The following is a 15,181-nucleotide window of genomic DNA, read 5'->3' as shown; positions in this document are numbered from 1 at the left end:
GGGGCAAGATGGCGGAGTAAATGTGTTTTCGATATTGTTCATAATTATTATTGAAAGAACGTTATGTAATAATTGGATAAGTTTTATTAATCAGACATAATTAATCCAATTTGGTTCCATGGAATTAATTACGCTCAGGGAATTGGAGGCAAGTCTTTCTTTTTGAACATATTCAAGAACTGATATTGGTTTTTACGTAACACAGGGCCTGCTAATTTTGAACTTTAGTGCATGAAAGTGATCTGGGTTAAAAATAACATTTTTTGACTTAACCCGGCTATTTCATAAACGTGCTCATGATCTCGCTTATGAAATAGCCGGGTTAATGATGATTGCCTGAATACCTTTTTAATCAGATGCTTTTTGTAAAACCTCTTCGGTTGATCGAAGAGGGTCTGTTGGTGGTTGGGGAATCAGATTTTTGTTTTTGGGCATCAAAGATTCAATACCAAACATCGGTTTTCCTGACACCGGTTTTCCAAAATTTGGCACCGATTTTTTCGGATTTTTAGCTATGGCCTCTTTGAGCTCAGGTGTCATCTTCAGCTTCAGCCCGTTGTCTAACAGTTTTGCTGAAGCCCACAGCACGTTGGCGAGACTTTTTGCATCAATATTCTTGAATTCAAGCGGAGGAGAATCTGCTGATCTAACTGATTGCAAGCACTTGCTTTTATCGAAAAAATTTTTTTCCGACTGTAAATGGAGTGGGTGAAAATCAGATGGCGGTATATTGGTAGAAGGCTGTGGAACAACTTTAGCAAATAAATCATTAAACTTTGCTGTGTTATCTTTGTTTGCCTTGATACCTGTGGTTGTTTCAGGCTCTTGTTGTGCTTGCCACTCTGTTTTGGGATAAACTGATGCTGATGTGGGTGAAGTCATAAAAATTACTCATATTATAAATAATTAAATTAATCACCAGAGATTATGTTCATAGCGGTTCCAATGCTTATAAGAATTCCATGGCGCAAACTGAATCTCTTGGGATTCTGATCACTGCTCCAGATAAAAGTTCCATAATGAGGGATAATTTCAGTTTCTTGGTGGGAAAATTTTGCTGCTGTGTATTGAGCACAATGGTGGCAGGGTTGATTAGAGAATCTGTTTCTCGATTTTATGAAAAATGGATTTAAAAGATATAACCTGGGTTGACCCTTAGCACTAAAGAAATTGTCAATAACTGAACGAGATCACACTTTTCATAAAACATTAGAATACTATGATCTCGCCTATTCTGAAGCGCAAATATTATCTCCAGTTCCTTATTAAAGGCTTAACAAAGATTAGTTGCCTGATTACATTTTTAGTTCAGACTCAAATCCCAGCAAATTCCTGATGTTTTCAGCTACAGTGGTGCCTCTACAAGCCTTCTCAAATGTTTCTAATGCTTCTTTATAGGTCTCTCCGCAATAGAGGGAATGAGTGTTTTCTCCACCACTCTTGGTGGGAAATGTTTCACCACAGTACACGACATTATTGTGGGAATCGTATTCAAAAAACGTTTTACACCGGATTGGATTCAATGCCAAGAGGAAAAACGTGCCATCATCAAATTGACCAGCATACATTGAATGTGGGTCGCTTGGTTCAATATATTGATGTGGAAATCGGCGGGCATGATTCAAATCTATAACATTGAAAATATAAACACCTGTAAACTCTTTCACGGTATCTTTACATTCCGAGTACTTCTCTTCGTGCAATAATCCATCGAATGCCAGGGAGTATTTCAACATGTCCTTATAATCAAGGTCATTGTACTGGCGTTCAATTTTTATCATATTCCTGAATTCAAGCGGAGGAGGACCTGATGATGATGTAACTGATTGCATGCACCAGGTTTTCATAAGATAGTCTTTCTCCGACTGTGACTTGAATGGGTGAAAATCAGGTTGTGGTATGTTGGTAGCCTGTGGAACAACTTCTTTAGCCGATAAATTATTAAACTTTGCTGTGGTACCTGTTTTCGCCTTGGCATCCTCGGTTGTTTCAGGCTTTTGTTGTTCTTGCCACGCCATTTTTTGGTAAGTTGATGCTGATATGGGTGAAGTCATAACAAATTACTCTTATTCTAAATAATCAAGTTGATGACAAGGGGTTATGTTCAAAGCGTTTCCAGCGCTCATGAGTATTCCCTGGTGCAAGGTGGAACTCTGTCAACTTTGACCACTAATTCAAATGAAAGTTTCATGATGAGGCATAATTCCGGTTTTTTGTTGGACAAGTTTTGCTGCTGGTAGCTCTTCGCTCAAAGGTATGAGTCATGGTTTTTTTGAATCCCGGACTGCGCTCTGGTGAAATCGGGTGCCTCTGACTTTATCCATTGCTCAAAAGCCTTTAATGATTCATCTACTTTTGTGCTGTCATAATCATTGATATTCCGAAAGTATTTCTTCATTGATAAATTGCACTCATGTTCATTCTTTTTATGTTTGTCCATATTCGCTGAAAAGTCATCCAGCCAATGTTTTCCTTGTTGATTAATGATCAATAGTTTCATGAATTCCACTGTGGTAATAGGGCTAACAGCTATAATTTTTTGCTTCAGGCAGCATTTGGCTATTTCTAATCGACGCACATCTGAGCAACTCTCCCATATTTTTATAAAGTGATTTCTGTATTTTCCCAGGGTATGTCTATCACAAATGTTAGCCTTAAAACAATCTATCATGTCTTGACCTTCATGATCTAATTCAAAACACAACATTGTATTATTTTCTGTGCTCCTGAAACTTTTTTCGGATTTCTGCTCTCCCCCATCGTTTGTGTTGATGCCAAATTCTATGTATTCGTGTTCAAGAGGAAACATGACAAATTCTATAATGTTTACGATTAAAGCCAGAACCTCTTCTTTGGGTGCATGGCTACATACATCTTTTTCAGGGTCAACTAAATCTGACAAATTGCTCAGAAATAACGATGTTGCAAAGCTAAAGCACTTTTGATTTTCATCACGTACTTCTCTAAGGAAGGTGGTTCTGAAGTCAAAGTAAAAATTCCTGACATTTACAATTTTACGTTCATGGAATTTCGGGTTCTTTTTGATAAAATTCGATATAGTTTCAATATTATCCATCCTTATATGAAAAATTTCTTCAACAATAAATTGAAGTCTTTCCGGATGCTTGTTGATGACATTGTCAATCTGTTCAACGAGGATTTTTTTGGTTGTTTCATCCATGGGTGTCCTGCCAGTGACGCGACTCTTAAAAAAAGCTTCCGCCACCACGAGACGACGCAAGTAATGACTTTTTTCCATCACCTCCAGCCATAGTTCCAGATTGAACTGCCCCTGACTGTTGATACATGATTGTGATATAGCCTGGGATAGCTTGGGTATACTGTCTGTTACCGGCTGACTATTTATTAATTCAGCAGGAGTAAATGTTGCGCTTTTTAACACTGATAATGAAAAGCATTCACCTTCAAAAGAGCAACCTTTAAAATAAACCTTTTCAAGACTTGCGTCGTTTAACTGCTCCATAGTGAATTGACAGTGCATGAATTCAGTTCTTTTAAGTTGGGTATCATTCATTGAGCAGCCTCTGAAATCCAACCCTACGAGCCCTGGGCCCAATCTCTCAGCCTGTATTTTCAAACCATCCAACGACTGCAGTTTTCCTTCCAGCAGCTCTGGATTTTGTTGAAGCAGCAACTCTAAACTTTCTTCGCCACAGGCCTTGATGAGCATTTTGATGTTTCCGGGGATCCTGCTGAATAGAGCAGTTAACTCATAGTAACGGGTTGACGGGGAATACTGAAAAAGCGCTTCCAGCGGGCGTCCGTCAGGCCAGTGGCTGTAGCGTCGCTTGAGGGCATGCAACAGATTTAGCCGGTCTTCTGGAGAGCTGACATGCAGCGTATTCAGTTCATCAAACAATGACAAAGGGTAGGCAAAGAAGATCTCGTGATAGGGGGCTTGCATCAATTTCTGATAGTCATCATGCGAGCGCAGAATTATTTTAATATTACGTCGAAAGGCCTCCAAACCGGGGTGGAAACTGTGATAATCAAAATGATGTTCAATGGCACAGAGATCAAGACGGCCGAGCGCCTCAGATTTGATCAGCGCGGACAATAGCCCCCCATAAGTACTACGCCCGATTTTATGCTCGACAGGCTGGATACGGGCAAACACATCACGGGCGTCAACATTAACCTGACGCTTCATATCCTTCGTAGTGGGCTCCAGGCCAATGTCCATCCGTCGCTCAAAGGAACAAAGAGTGCCATCATTTGCCAGGCTGGACGTGAGAGTCTTATTACTGTCCGTGTTGCCAAGAAAACTGACATTGTGACCGGGACAGAACAACCGGGCAGGGTTTTCAGCAATGCCATGTGGCAGCCCCGGAAGGAAATATATCAGCCGTCCTGCACGAATACGAAGCTGCTCCTCATATTTAAGGGGCTGTGTTAGCAGCTCTTCAAGAAACGCTTTTTTTCTGGCGATTACCGAAGCATCCGCGTTAGTATCTGCTGCCACGGCACGGTTCATATCACCGAGGCAGCCATGATAGTTGGCCAGGGCATCCAGCCACCGTTCCTCCAGGTCGCTGGCATCCGGTCGCTGACAATCAATGCCCAGCCCTGCCAACTCAGTGAACAGGGCTTCAACCACTGATTTACCGTGGCCGGGCAAGGTCAGCGCCAGGCTATTTTGCATGGCCCGGGCCTTAGGCAACCACTCGGGTATAAACTCAATATGCCCCTCCTGACTGACCGGTTTCAGTTCCGCCACTCGCACAGGTGAGGCACGCAGGCCGGCATAATCAAGCTGAGTCTTGTTAAAATAACTGACGCTCTGGCCTGTTTGCCTGGCGAAACCGTGACTGAATTCAGCCAATTGTACTTTTGCTTCACTATTTTCAGCGGCCCGCGAACAGACCCGTGCAGGAAAGGTGGGTTCAGGCAGTTGGATTAGGTTCAGGGAGTTCTTGCCAACAGACGGCCTGTCTGCTTCTAAAGACTCCCGGCAGATGGCGACATTGGCTTGCAGGTCTTTTATGGCCTTGTCGATGGCGTCGTGATGAGATGGGTGCCATCGCCCTTTATCCTGGATTAACTGCTGCGCCCATTGGTCACACTCATCGGCCAGGCTAGCCAGGTCGCTGCGCCAGTCCCGGTAACTGACGCTCAGGTCGCCCTGAAGGTAATGGATCCATGTGTTCAGATGGTGCAATCCCCGTTCCAGGGCCAGGTTGTCCGCCAGTCGGTTGCTGGCATCCCGGACCAGCTGGAGAGACATCCGGGTAATCGGCTTGCCGTCCTGATCCAGCCGCTGGGTAAGGCAGATCTGTCCGCCTCGGATATCCTGGCCCTTAACCTGCAGCCAGCCCCCGCGGATACCCGCCGCCGCGATGGCCTGATATTCTGCCATGGATACCCGCTCACCGGCCTCGACGCTGTTGGCAAATCGGGTGGTGAGCCAGGCGATTCGATCATGAATCGTCTGCCGTAACCAGCTACGGTCACCGGGCAGGAAACCGCTGTGTTCGATCTGTTGGTCCAGAGCTTGCCAGTCAACTTCGCGCAGTATTGCTTTCAGGGTCTGCCCCAGCAGCTCATCGTCCAATTGTGACAGGATAGCCACGCAGGGGTTGTGGATAACGTGGGAGTTCATTGCTGGTGCCCGGGGATCCCGCAGTTTTATCAACAGCAACGGCATGGAGGAAAAATCATCCTCTTTGGAGGCGGGTTCTGGTTTATCCGGACACGGATAGCGTGTGGCCATCCCGGCGAACTCCCAGTTCAACATCACCGGCTCCCCTTGCGGGGTCAGTTCAATGTTCTCCCAGGCTTCATTGACCATGGCTTCATTGCCAACGATGGTATTGACCAGTAACAATCTGGCCCACTGATTTGCAGACAGAGATTGCAGAGGGTCTTTCCCACTTTTCAGGTTACCTGGCCAGTCAGCGGGAATTTCACTGACCACATAACTGCAACCCTGTTCCTGATGGGCAAAGGTGACCGGGGCATTAACGCCCAGCAGTCGGGCGAGATTGGCCATTAGTGCCTGATTGCGGGCGCTTTCCACAGAGACTGCCGTTTTGATGTAGTAGCACTGTTGCTGAACGGGATCATTATACAGCTGTCCAATCCTGCTCCCTCCCACGCTCTCGCTCTGCCGGTTCAGCCTGGCCAGGGAAAAGGCGGGTTCTGGCTTCGCCGGGTGACCGGTAAAAGGTGTGATCAGCTTGCTGATGAAATCGGATTGTGTGCCTATGGTAAATAACTGATACTCCAGTGGCGAAGGATGGTGTTCCCACTGCTTTTTCGTGTTAACACACCGGGTAGAGGTTTTGCTGAAAAACTGTCTGGCTGGTTTGGCGCTGTCTAGCAAGTCGATGGCAGCATAGAGATCGCCCTGGCTGGCAATCACCAGGCAGACCTCTCTGGCCAGAGAGCGCCACGCTTCACGGTCTTGGTCATCCTGGCAGTCGGCAAAACACTCCAGCCTGTCCATATAAAAACAAGATCTGACCCGCATAACCTCCAGCGTATCGGCATCATGGAGCAGACTACGCAGTGTCTGTATCTCCTTAGGCAGGTGCTGGCAGGCATCCGGTCGATCCTTGTGGCGAATTGCTTCACCGCACTGCCAGGCCAGGGACTGCTCAATGCCGCAGTTACGCAGGTGCTCTTGCAAATTGTCACCGCTGGTCTTCTCCCATTCAGTGGTGTCTTTTCCATCTCCTTCACGGCCCGAGTCATGGAACAGACAGGCCTTGACCAGTAACGGTACCAGTTGCTCAGGAAAGGACAGGGCTCGGTGATCATGTTGCTGTTTGCGTTGTTGCAGTATCGCCAGCGCCCAGATTGCACTCCGGCAGCTGTGCTGCAGGCCATGAATAGGACGCGCAATGGTCTGGGAGGGTGGTAAAAAACTGGATGGGTGATATTCCTGAAGCAGGGCAGTTTTTACCGGAATCTCAATGGATTTGATCAACGATTGGTTGATTATTGGCAGGCTGGACGTTTCCATTTTGGTGTTATGGCGGACCGATGCGCTTTCAGCAGTGGTCGGTGTCGGCTTTTCATAAGCCGTTAAGCTTATTTTCCGATGAGCGTTGCTAACCGCTAGCTTGGGTATCTTGGGATCGGGTGTGTACTGGTCACTGGAAATAAAGTTTTCGGGCTTATTCGGAAGGACCTCACCTGAGGGGATTAGATTGTCATTAACCTGGACCTTTCTGGTGAACGTCGTGCATTGTCTGTCGTTGTCGTCTGGTAGATTAACTGTATCAAGGATTTGATTATCAGAGGGGTTCAAATTTCTGGCGCTGGCCGAATTAATCATTGAGTCCACCTTTATCGTTCCCGGTCCCATTTTAAGGGGGCTGTCTGAGAATAGACCGATGTTATTCTCGGGCAGCCTCTCAGGGTTTCTGAATTACTCGGCAATAAATTTTTGTAGTTCTTAGCCCGGATATCTCATAAACGTGCTCCTGATCTCGCTTGTCCTTTGCTGCTCGGGGCGACAAAGTCCTCGGCTTTAGCATCCTGCGTCACCCTGGCTACCACATTCATGTGGTCATTCGCGAGATTCGGGACAGTTTATGAAACACCGGGTTTGACCAATCGCTCAATAATTAGTTCCCGTCCAAAAACGCACCGGGCAATCCTCCATGCTCAAATTTGAGGAGAACCCGCAAGATGTTCTGTTTGATTCCGTCAGGCCTGCTTACTTGATGGTTAGGTTAAATGCCTGAAGTTAATGTTATAACTTTTTAATTCTGAACTACGTACGAAAAAAGCCGTAAACACTAATATATTGCAACCATGTATCAGTAACGGGAGTAACTCATGCTGGCAAAAATAACTACTTTCAGAAGCATTAACATCGTCATCAAACGATGGCTGTTACTCATCCTTCTGCCCCTGGCTACCGTTGCTACAGCAACCCAGACGCCAGAAAACAACACAGCTGAAGCTGTCGACAACGAGTCGATCAGTACGTCAGCAGGTCCTGAGGATCTGGCCAGAATCAATCGGGCCGCTGGTGCCATCATGGGTGTCCTGATTGGTGACGCACTGGGGCTGGGGACGCAGTGGTATTATGATATGGACGCCCTGCACAGGGAGCACGGCACCTGGGTTGACCACTACGTTGACCCCAAACCCGACGGTGATCACCGGTTCGCCAATGTCAGCCGGTTTCGCTACGAACAGGGATTACGCGCTGGTGATCTCTCCCAGACAGGCCAGATTTACACCTTGTTGCTGGAGAGCCTGCATGAAAAAAAACAGCTTGTGGGCAATGACTTCTTCCGACGTCTGGATACCTTATACGCCACGCTCAGTGGGGAGGCCTTCTCAGGACGTTATACCGATAGTCTTCACCGGGCCTTACTGAAATATCGAGCCCGGGGTATAGAGTGGGACGACATGCATTCGTTCGTCCCGACCAATGATACATCTGACGGCGCATTGCTGCTCGTTCCCCTTGCTGCCACCATTTCCGACCCCGAGACATTTTGCCCGTGAAGCGGACCAGCTGCTGCAGGTGTTTTACCGGGATCACTTTGTCAGGGGTAACCATATTGTCTTCGGCCTGGTTATCCAGGCGTTGATCAATGGCATCACTGTTGATGAGCTGGAAGATTACCTGAGACCCATGGCTCGCCACCCTGTCATTGCCCCTATTGTTGGTGGCTACGACCGCTTCATAACCCCGGTCAATGGCAGCATCGCCCGCCGTCCGGATCTGGTCAGTATTCCAGAGCCGAAGTACGTCAGTCATCTCTTTGGTATGGACTGTCAGGTCATGCACTTGCTGCCCGCTGCTTACTACCTGATGTATCGGTTCCCGAATGATTTTGAGATGGCTACCCTCTCCGCCAGCAATGGCGGTGGCAATAATATGGCCAGGGCAGCATTGACCGGAGCCATCGCCGGAGCCATAAACGGCATCAGCAATTTACCGCAACGGCTGTTAAAAGAATTACGCAATGGTAATGAGCTGGAAAACCTGGCAAGGGAGGTAGCCAGTCAAAATCACCAGGAGGCTGTCCGAGAATAGTCCTTGAATAAATTACGCATTTCGGAGCCTTTACAAGCCAACTCAAACGTTTCTAATGCTTCTTTATAGGTATTTCCGCAATAGAGGGAATGAGTGTTTTCTCCGCCACTCTGGGCGAGATAGGATCCACCACAGTACCCGACATTATTGTGAGAATCGGCTTTAAAAAGCCTTTCACACTGGGACGGATTCAACGCCAGGAGGAAAAACGTGCCATCGTTAAATTGACCAGCATATATTGAATGTGGATCTTTTGGACCAAGATTTTTAAGGGGGTAAAGCTGGCGGCCATGATTCAAATCAATACCATTGAAAACATAAACACCTGTAAACTCTCTCACTTTATTGTTACATTTCGAGTAATTATCTTCCTGCAATGATCCATCGAGTGACAGGTTGTATTTCAACATGTCCTGATGCATAAAGGTATTTTTCTGGCGTTCAATTTTTATCATATTCCTGAATTCAAGCGGAGAAGAACCTGATGATGATGTAACTGATTGCATGCAAATGCTTTCATCAAAGCAATCTTTTTCGTACTGTGACTTGGATGGGTAAAAATCAGGTGGCGGTGTTTGGGTAGAAGCCTGTGGCACAACTTCTTCAGCCGATAAATTATCAAACATTGCTGTGGTGCCTGACTTTTCTGAGGCACCTGTGTTTGTCTTGGCACCTGTGTTTTCCTTGGCATCCTTGGTTTCTTCAGGATTTTGTTGTTCTTGCCATGCCATTTTTGGGTAAGTTGATGCTGATATGGGTGAAGTCATAAAAATTACTCATATTCTAAATTATCAAGTTGATGACAAGGGATTATGTTCAAAGCGTTTCCAACGCTCATGAACATGAGAATTCATGGTGTAAGGTGAAAGCTATTGACTTTATTTACTCTGACCACTGATTCAAATGAAAGTTTCATGATATTAGGGATATTTCCTGCTTCCAGGTGGAAAGGCCTTACTGCTGTACTTTTTATTAAAATGGCTATTTATAAACGCAGCTACAGCAGTTGAGAGTCAGGTATTTTTCTGAACAGATTCAAGAATCAAGAACTGCCACTGGTTTGCAATTTGTTTATGCTTTGGACGCAGGTTTTGAAAAATTGAACTTTAAGCATAAAAATAAGTCAAATCTATAAAATTGAATCCAACCTTTTAATAACATGATGGTTCGCTTTTCAGGCAATTTGCAATGAACTCATTAACATCAGACGGTGGATTTTACTGGTTCAAGTCCCTGGCAAGAGAGCCAGTGGAACATGACGAAAGATTCAGTATTGGCTCTGCGGTCAGCCCCCTCATGGTATCGGATGAGAGTCAACCCCGAAACACTTATGAGGCAACGCGGCTCCCCGAGCGACTCACAGTTGCTGTTTCTGAATCAATAGCTGTTCCTGAAACAGTTGCTCCTGAGCCAGTTGCTCCTGAAACAGTTGCTCCTGAGGCCATCGCTGTTCAAGAGTCAGTTGCGGTTCAAGAGTCAGTTGCTGCTCCAGACGCTGCTTCCGGTGTTGAGCTCTCTTTGCCCGAAACTTCGCCTGTTGTCAAAAAACCGATTCCCGAACAGCTGCATGATATCTGCCAGCAATGGCTTGCACTAAGCCACCGCTTCCCCAAAGACCTCGGTTTCGAGCAAACCAGCGAACTGGTTGAGGCCTTCAGAGACATATTGCTTAAGCGACTCAGGGGATTGGCATCAGAACCTGCCAAATCCACCAGGGGCTGTCAGCCATCGGGGTGGCCTTCAACGCACCACACCAAACCGGCTGCCCAGAAAAACGCACCTGATGACAGCAGCCAGAGGGATCATCAGCTGGTGGACCATTTCTGGCTAAGTTACCTGAACGCGATAAGCCGACGTATTACCCAGATACGCAGTGATGATGTGCGGGGGAATGGCCAGACTCCGAAAGATCCGGATCCTTTCACCTTTGAGCAGCTGAACCAGAAAAGCTGGGATTTATATACCAGGATCGGTGTGAGCTATCCGGACAACATCCCGCTGATTCTTAAACAGGCCTCCTATCCTCTCAGCCATGGTGGTGACACTTTCGCTATTATTCATAGTGTTGTTTTTAAGGGCGTAGAGGCCAGCAGCAACTTTGTGAGCACCCTGCTTTTTGCCCTGTGTGAATACTATCAGCAACGGCCTTCGCCTAAAGGCTCTGAGCCAGTGATTATCCGGTTATTCGAGCAGCTCGGCTACTGGCAGCAACAAAACGACAAACTGATTGTCCCGAAAGTCAAAACGGCGAGAGGGGAGATTCGCCCCATGAGTATTGTCAAAAGCATGGAGCGGATTATCCCCAAAGAACACCCATTCCAGCAGGCCCTGGCCAGGGTCCAGCTTGACAGCGGCCCAATCGGCATACTGGATAGCAGTGTTACCCGGCAGAAAAAATGCCTGAAGCAAACCATTAAGGCGCTTGCCAGTTCAAAAGCCGCCGATGATCTGGCCAAAGCAAAACAAAGACCATCGCCAGCCAAAACACAGCGAAAGCAAAAAAAAGACAAAAAGACCACCGCCCCCCTCTCCTGCAACCAACCTGCTGGGCCATCGACAGCTACGACATCAGAGGCTGGCAAAAAAAATTCCGGGGAATGTCTGAGTGCATTGGCAGACAACAGCAGCTCGCCAATAACATTTGCCAGGCAATGCAAACAGCTCATTAATGCTGACAACGTCGACCTGCTGAAAAAACTGCTGACAGAGAATCCGCAACTTTTCCACGGATTAAAACAGTCACAGAAAAATAAAATTGACAGTTTTCTGAAAGCAAAGAAACTTCCCAATTTTATGCGGGATAAACACTAAAATACGCTGGTACTGGATAGGGTTGTTCAGGCAGAATTGCCCGACATAGCTATCTATCAGGTTGACATTCGGGCCACCATAAGAGCCTCTAATGCAGAGAGCCACAAACACAGGCCCTGTTATTTAACGCCCTGGACGTAATATGACTGACAATAACAAGCTGCCACTTATCCTTGAACCAGATGTTCTGGAATCCATACTCACTGCTGAAGACCATGCGTCAGTAAAAGAGCGCCTGATTATTATTGATCTTGGTAATCCCCAGCTGTATCAACAGGCTCATGTTCCCGGGGCCATCCATGTGCAACCCCATCAGCTGGTTGCAGGAACGCAACCGGCCCGTGGCAAACTGCCAGCACTCAGTCAACTGGAATTGTTGTTCAGTGAGCTGGGCTTTACCGGCGAAGAGCACTTTATTGTTTACGATGATGAAGGCGGTGGCTGGGCGGGGCGCTTTATCTGGACGCTGGATGTTATTGGTCACCGGAAATATTCGTATCTTAATGGTGGTATCCATGCCTGGTTGAAAGAAGGCCATCCAAGAGAGTCCGCGGCCAACGTGAGAGCTTCCACCGACGTTTCCCTGACGATAGATGACCGTGTTATTGCCAGCTGCGACTTCATCCTTGAAACACTGGCGAGCCCGGAGTTCACTATCTGGGATGCACGCTCTCCAGAAGAATACTGCGGAGAAAAGGTCATGGCACAGAAGGCCGGCCATATTCCCGGAGCCATTAATTTTGAGTGGACCCGGGCCATGGACCCGGAAAAGAACTATCGAATTAAAGAAGGGCTGGTGGCGGAGCTTGATGCTCTTGGTATTAAAAGAGATCAACAAATCATCACCCACTGTCAGGCCCATCACCGTTCAGGGTTTACCTATCTTGTGGCTAAAGCGCTTGGCTTTCAATCGGTCAGAGCCTATGACGGCTCATGGTCTGAATGGGGGAACCTGCCCCATACACCAGTTGCTCAATAAGCAAACACAGCAATCACCGATATAATCACCGAAGGTGCAGGCAGTCATGCCATGAATTACAATGGCTGCCACTTTCCTGTTTTTCGAGAACCATTGTCTTGATTCATTTGAACAACCTTCAGAGCCTGGCATGATCCCTTACAAATAGACGACAGGCTCTTATCAGATACCTATTTTAACTACAGGATATTCCATCACCGTGAAAGAAAAACTGTTTGCAGCTATCCAGTATGTACTACCCCATCACCTGATCTCCAGGGCTGTGTACTATTTTGTGGAATGCCAGATTCCATGGTTCAAAAATGGCCTGATTCGCTGGGCTATCGATCACTACCACGTCAATATGAGTGAAGCGAAACGGGAAGGCGCTGAAGAGTACCGCCACTTCAACGACTTCTTTACCCGGTCATTAAAGGATGGAGCCCGTCCTTTACCAGAAGACCCGAAGATGATTGTCAGCCCGGCCGATGGTGTCATCAGTCAGATAGGCGACATCAAGAACGGCAGAATATTTCAGGCCAAAGGCCACGACTACAGTCTGGTCGAACTGCTCGGTGGTGATCTGGAGCTTGGGCAGGAGTTTATGGGGGGAAAGTTTGCCACCATTTACCTCTCCCCGAAAGACTACCACCGTGTCCATATACCCGCGGCCGGATCCCTGCATAAGATGGTCCATGTGCCCGGACGCCTTTTCTCTGTAAACCAGGGGACCGTTGAGAATATCCCCAATCTCTTTGCCCGGAACGAACGGGTAGTCAGTATTTTTGATACAGAATACGGCCCCATGGCAGTCATCATGGTTGGGGCAATCAATGTTGCCAGTATTGAGACCGTATGGGCCGGTCTGGTGACACCACAAAGGGGGCAGGTTGCTACCACCACCTATGGTGAGGCGAACCAGTCGGTTGAATTAAGCCGTGGTGATGAACTGGGCCGCTTCAAACTGGGGTCTACTGCGATAGTGCTCTTTGGCAAAGACCAGATTGAGTGGCTGGAAAACTGGCAACCAGGCCTGTCGATCAAGATGGGTGAGGCATTGGCCCAGGTCAATAGTGCGCCTGTCATCAATTAGTGCCTTCTCTATAGTGGAGATTTTTATCACATTCAGCCTGGTATTCAGAACCTCCGGGAGCGCAACGAATCCGTGTCAGAAACTCAGTTGCTGAAAGACGTTTGTTCTGCGTCTCTCCACATTCGACCGAATCATCTTCCGGGGAAGGGGCCGTTGTTTCCGGATTGATCAAATCGCTAAGGAAGGCAACTTTTTCGCTGTCAGGCATAGGGCTATGCAGGGTATGGCAAATAACGCCAAGAGTCCCGGTTAAACACTCGACCACTTTATCGGCTAAATACTTTTCATTATCCGTTGTAACACGAGTTTGTATGTCATTTGCGCCATCATCTGGAATTACCTTTATCTGAATGTATCTGGGGTCGACTAACGGTTCAGGAGTGTTATCGAAACTCATTCGGGCCTCGGCAGGCAGCCATTTTGTTCCCAATCATTGAAATATTCAAACACGTCGAACCCGGGCTTAAACACATTGGGTTTGCGCAAATCAAAATAGTCATATTTCATCAGATGAACAATTACCTTGTGATTAGCGATGAAATAAAAACGGTCAAAATGATACTCATCTGCTTCGTCGAGCCCATATTTACCGGGGGAGAGATGGAGAGCGTGTTTCACGTCGTCAGTCGAGAGGCCATCGTCATACATACGTTGTTCTGCTGACTCAGTTAAACGGGCCGCTTTACAGGGTTGGCCGACATAAATTACCGGTAAGGTCTTACATGCTTGTAACTCTTCATTGGTCTCGAGCCGGATTTGATCGGCCAACTCCTTAGGTGATAAAAATAAAGAGTGAGGGCTGGCCATTTTTCGGGGAGGGATTTCCGGCGGTTGTCCTGGCACAACGGGAGATGACATTTGGGATTGAACAGAAACTGTCGCTTGTTGTTTAACGTGTAACTGCTCATTTTTGCCTGGCAAAATCTCAGTTTCTGTCGTTATTTTAGGGGTTTTACTGAGCTGAAGAGGATCGCATGTAGAATTTGCCAGTCTTTTTTGAGCAGTTATTTTAACGTCTCTCCCTGAGAAGCATGAAGGGCTTGATATATCTTCTGAACCTTTTACCTCCGCAGGATTATTATCTGAAGTAGGGGCCTGATGACTCTCTTTCAGAGAGGATGTGCTTGCTCGAATATCCACAACAATTCCACCCAATACGTTGTTTGACTGTTAGTAAGTTCTGGACCAAAAAGCGCAACCAATTGTAAATATGTGAAATTTATCCTGACAAAAAATTAAAACACCTCTGCTTTTTGACAGCCAGAAAATATCAGGAAATGCTAAGAGCAGATGGCTT

General features: G+C 46.8%; 11 protein-coding genes. 5 read left to right on the top strand and 6 right to left on the bottom strand.

What is annotated here, in order from left to right; genetic code table 11:
• Positions 1-348: 348 nt before the first annotated feature.
• The 3 genes from O3276_RS12005 to O3276_RS11995 all read right to left on the bottom strand — a co-directional run bounded on the left by O3276_RS12005 (position 349) and on the right by O3276_RS11995 (position 7,300).
• A complete protein-coding gene (locus O3276_RS12005; protein ID WP_269675831.1) occupies positions 349-882 on the bottom strand; it encodes a hypothetical protein in 534 nt (177 codons plus the stop codon).
• A gap of 413 nt (positions 883-1,295) precedes the next feature.
• Positions 1,296-2,054: a hypothetical protein gene (locus O3276_RS12000; RefSeq protein ID WP_269675830.1), complete on the bottom strand. Its 759-nt coding sequence runs from the start codon at positions 2,052-2,054 to the stop codon at positions 1,296-1,298.
• A gap of 194 nt (positions 2,055-2,248) precedes the next feature.
• Positions 2,249-7,300 carry a SidE phosphodiesterase domain-containing protein gene (locus O3276_RS11995; protein WP_269675829.1) on the bottom strand — a complete coding sequence of 1,684 codons (5,052 nt, stop codon included), beginning with the start codon at positions 7,298-7,300 and terminating at the stop codon, positions 2,249-2,251.
• 506 nt (positions 7,301-7,806) lie between these two features.
• On the opposite strand from O3276_RS11995, the gene O3276_RS11990 reads away from it, so the two are divergent.
• Together O3276_RS11990 and O3276_RS11985 are read left to right on the top strand one after the other, a co-directional pair.
• Positions 7,807-8,487 carry an ADP-ribosylglycohydrolase family protein gene (locus tag O3276_RS11990; protein ID WP_269675828.1) on the top strand — a complete coding sequence of 227 codons (681 nt, stop codon included), beginning with the start codon at positions 7,807-7,809 and terminating at the stop codon, positions 8,485-8,487.
• A complete protein-coding gene (locus O3276_RS11985) occupies positions 8,447-9,022 on the top strand; it encodes an ADP-ribosylglycohydrolase family protein (protein ID WP_269675827.1) in 576 nt (191 codons plus the stop codon). Before O3276_RS11990 ends, O3276_RS11985 begins: the two co-directional genes overlap by 41 nt.
• Here the strand turns inward: O3276_RS11985 and O3276_RS11980 are convergent.
• The gene (locus O3276_RS11980; protein ID WP_269675826.1) at positions 8,998-9,789 is read right to left on the bottom strand and encodes a hypothetical protein; all 792 of its coding nucleotides are present in this window, start codon (positions 9,787-9,789) and stop codon (positions 8,998-9,000) included. The two genes, O3276_RS11985 and O3276_RS11980, sit on opposite strands and share 25 nt — an antisense overlap.
• A gap of 421 nt (positions 9,790-10,210) precedes the next feature.
• On the opposite strand from O3276_RS11980, the gene O3276_RS11975 reads away from it, so the two are divergent.
• The 3 genes from O3276_RS11975 (at position 10,211) to asd (ending at position 13,884) form a co-directional block, all read left to right on the top strand.
• Positions 10,211-11,833, top strand: coding sequence for a hypothetical protein (locus O3276_RS11975; RefSeq protein WP_269675825.1), 1,623 nt, complete (start codon positions 10,211-10,213; stop codon positions 11,831-11,833).
• Between the two features lie 142 nt (positions 11,834-11,975).
• On the top strand, positions 11,976-12,812 hold the full coding sequence (locus O3276_RS11970; RefSeq protein WP_269675824.1) for a sulfurtransferase: 837 nt from the start codon (positions 11,976-11,978) through the stop codon (positions 12,810-12,812).
• 199 nt (positions 12,813-13,011) lie between these two features.
• The gene (asd, locus tag O3276_RS11965) at positions 13,012-13,884 is read left to right on the top strand and encodes an archaetidylserine decarboxylase (protein WP_269675823.1); all 873 of its coding nucleotides are present in this window, start codon (positions 13,012-13,014) and stop codon (positions 13,882-13,884) included.
• Here the strand turns inward: asd and O3276_RS11960 are convergent.
• Together O3276_RS11960 and O3276_RS11955 are read right to left on the bottom strand one after the other, a co-directional pair.
• Positions 13,877-14,281 (bottom strand): hypothetical protein, encoded by a 405-nt coding sequence (locus tag O3276_RS11960; RefSeq protein WP_269675822.1) that lies wholly within the window; start codon positions 14,279-14,281, stop codon positions 13,877-13,879. The genes asd and O3276_RS11960 overlap by 8 nt on opposite strands.
• Complete coding sequence (locus O3276_RS11955) at positions 14,278-15,024, bottom strand: hypothetical protein (protein WP_269675821.1); 747 nt, start codon at positions 15,022-15,024, stop codon at positions 14,278-14,280. The genes O3276_RS11960 and O3276_RS11955 overlap by 4 nt, the downstream gene beginning before the upstream one ends.
• Positions 15,025-15,181 lie beyond the last annotated feature (157 nt).

Origin of the sequence: Endozoicomonas sp. GU-1, from assembly GCF_027366395.1 — a bacterium.
Classification (GTDB): Bacteria; Pseudomonadota; Gammaproteobacteria; order Pseudomonadales; family Endozoicomonadaceae; genus Endozoicomonas.
Note: the sequence above shows the minus strand (reverse complement) of the source record. Positions and strands in the feature narration are given on the sequence as shown.

Excerpts from the sequence above, each read along its gene's own strand:
- O3276_RS11990 (WP_269675828.1), top strand. The coding sequence starts at position 7,807 with ATGCTGGCAAAAATAACTACTTTCAGAAGCATTAACATCGTCATCAAA.
- O3276_RS11995 (WP_269675829.1), bottom strand. The coding sequence starts at position 7,300 with ATGATTAATTCGGCCAGCGCCAGAAATTTGAACCCCTCTGATAATCAA.
- O3276_RS11975 (WP_269675825.1), top strand. The coding sequence starts at position 10,211 with ATGAACTCATTAACATCAGACGGTGGATTTTACTGGTTCAAGTCCCTG.
- O3276_RS11970 (WP_269675824.1), top strand. The coding sequence starts at position 11,976 with ATGACTGACAATAACAAGCTGCCACTTATCCTTGAACCAGATGTTCTG.
- O3276_RS12005 (WP_269675831.1), bottom strand. The coding sequence starts at position 882 with ATGACTTCACCCACATCAGCATCAGTTTATCCCAAAACAGAGTGGCAA.
- O3276_RS11960 (WP_269675822.1), bottom strand. The coding sequence starts at position 14,281 with ATGAGTTTCGATAACACTCCTGAACCGTTAGTCGACCCCAGATACATT.
- O3276_RS11980 (WP_269675826.1), bottom strand. The coding sequence starts at position 9,789 with ATGACTTCACCCATATCAGCATCAACTTACCCAAAAATGGCATGGCAA.
- O3276_RS12000 (WP_269675830.1), bottom strand. The coding sequence starts at position 2,054 with ATGACTTCACCCATATCAGCATCAACTTACCAAAAAATGGCGTGGCAA.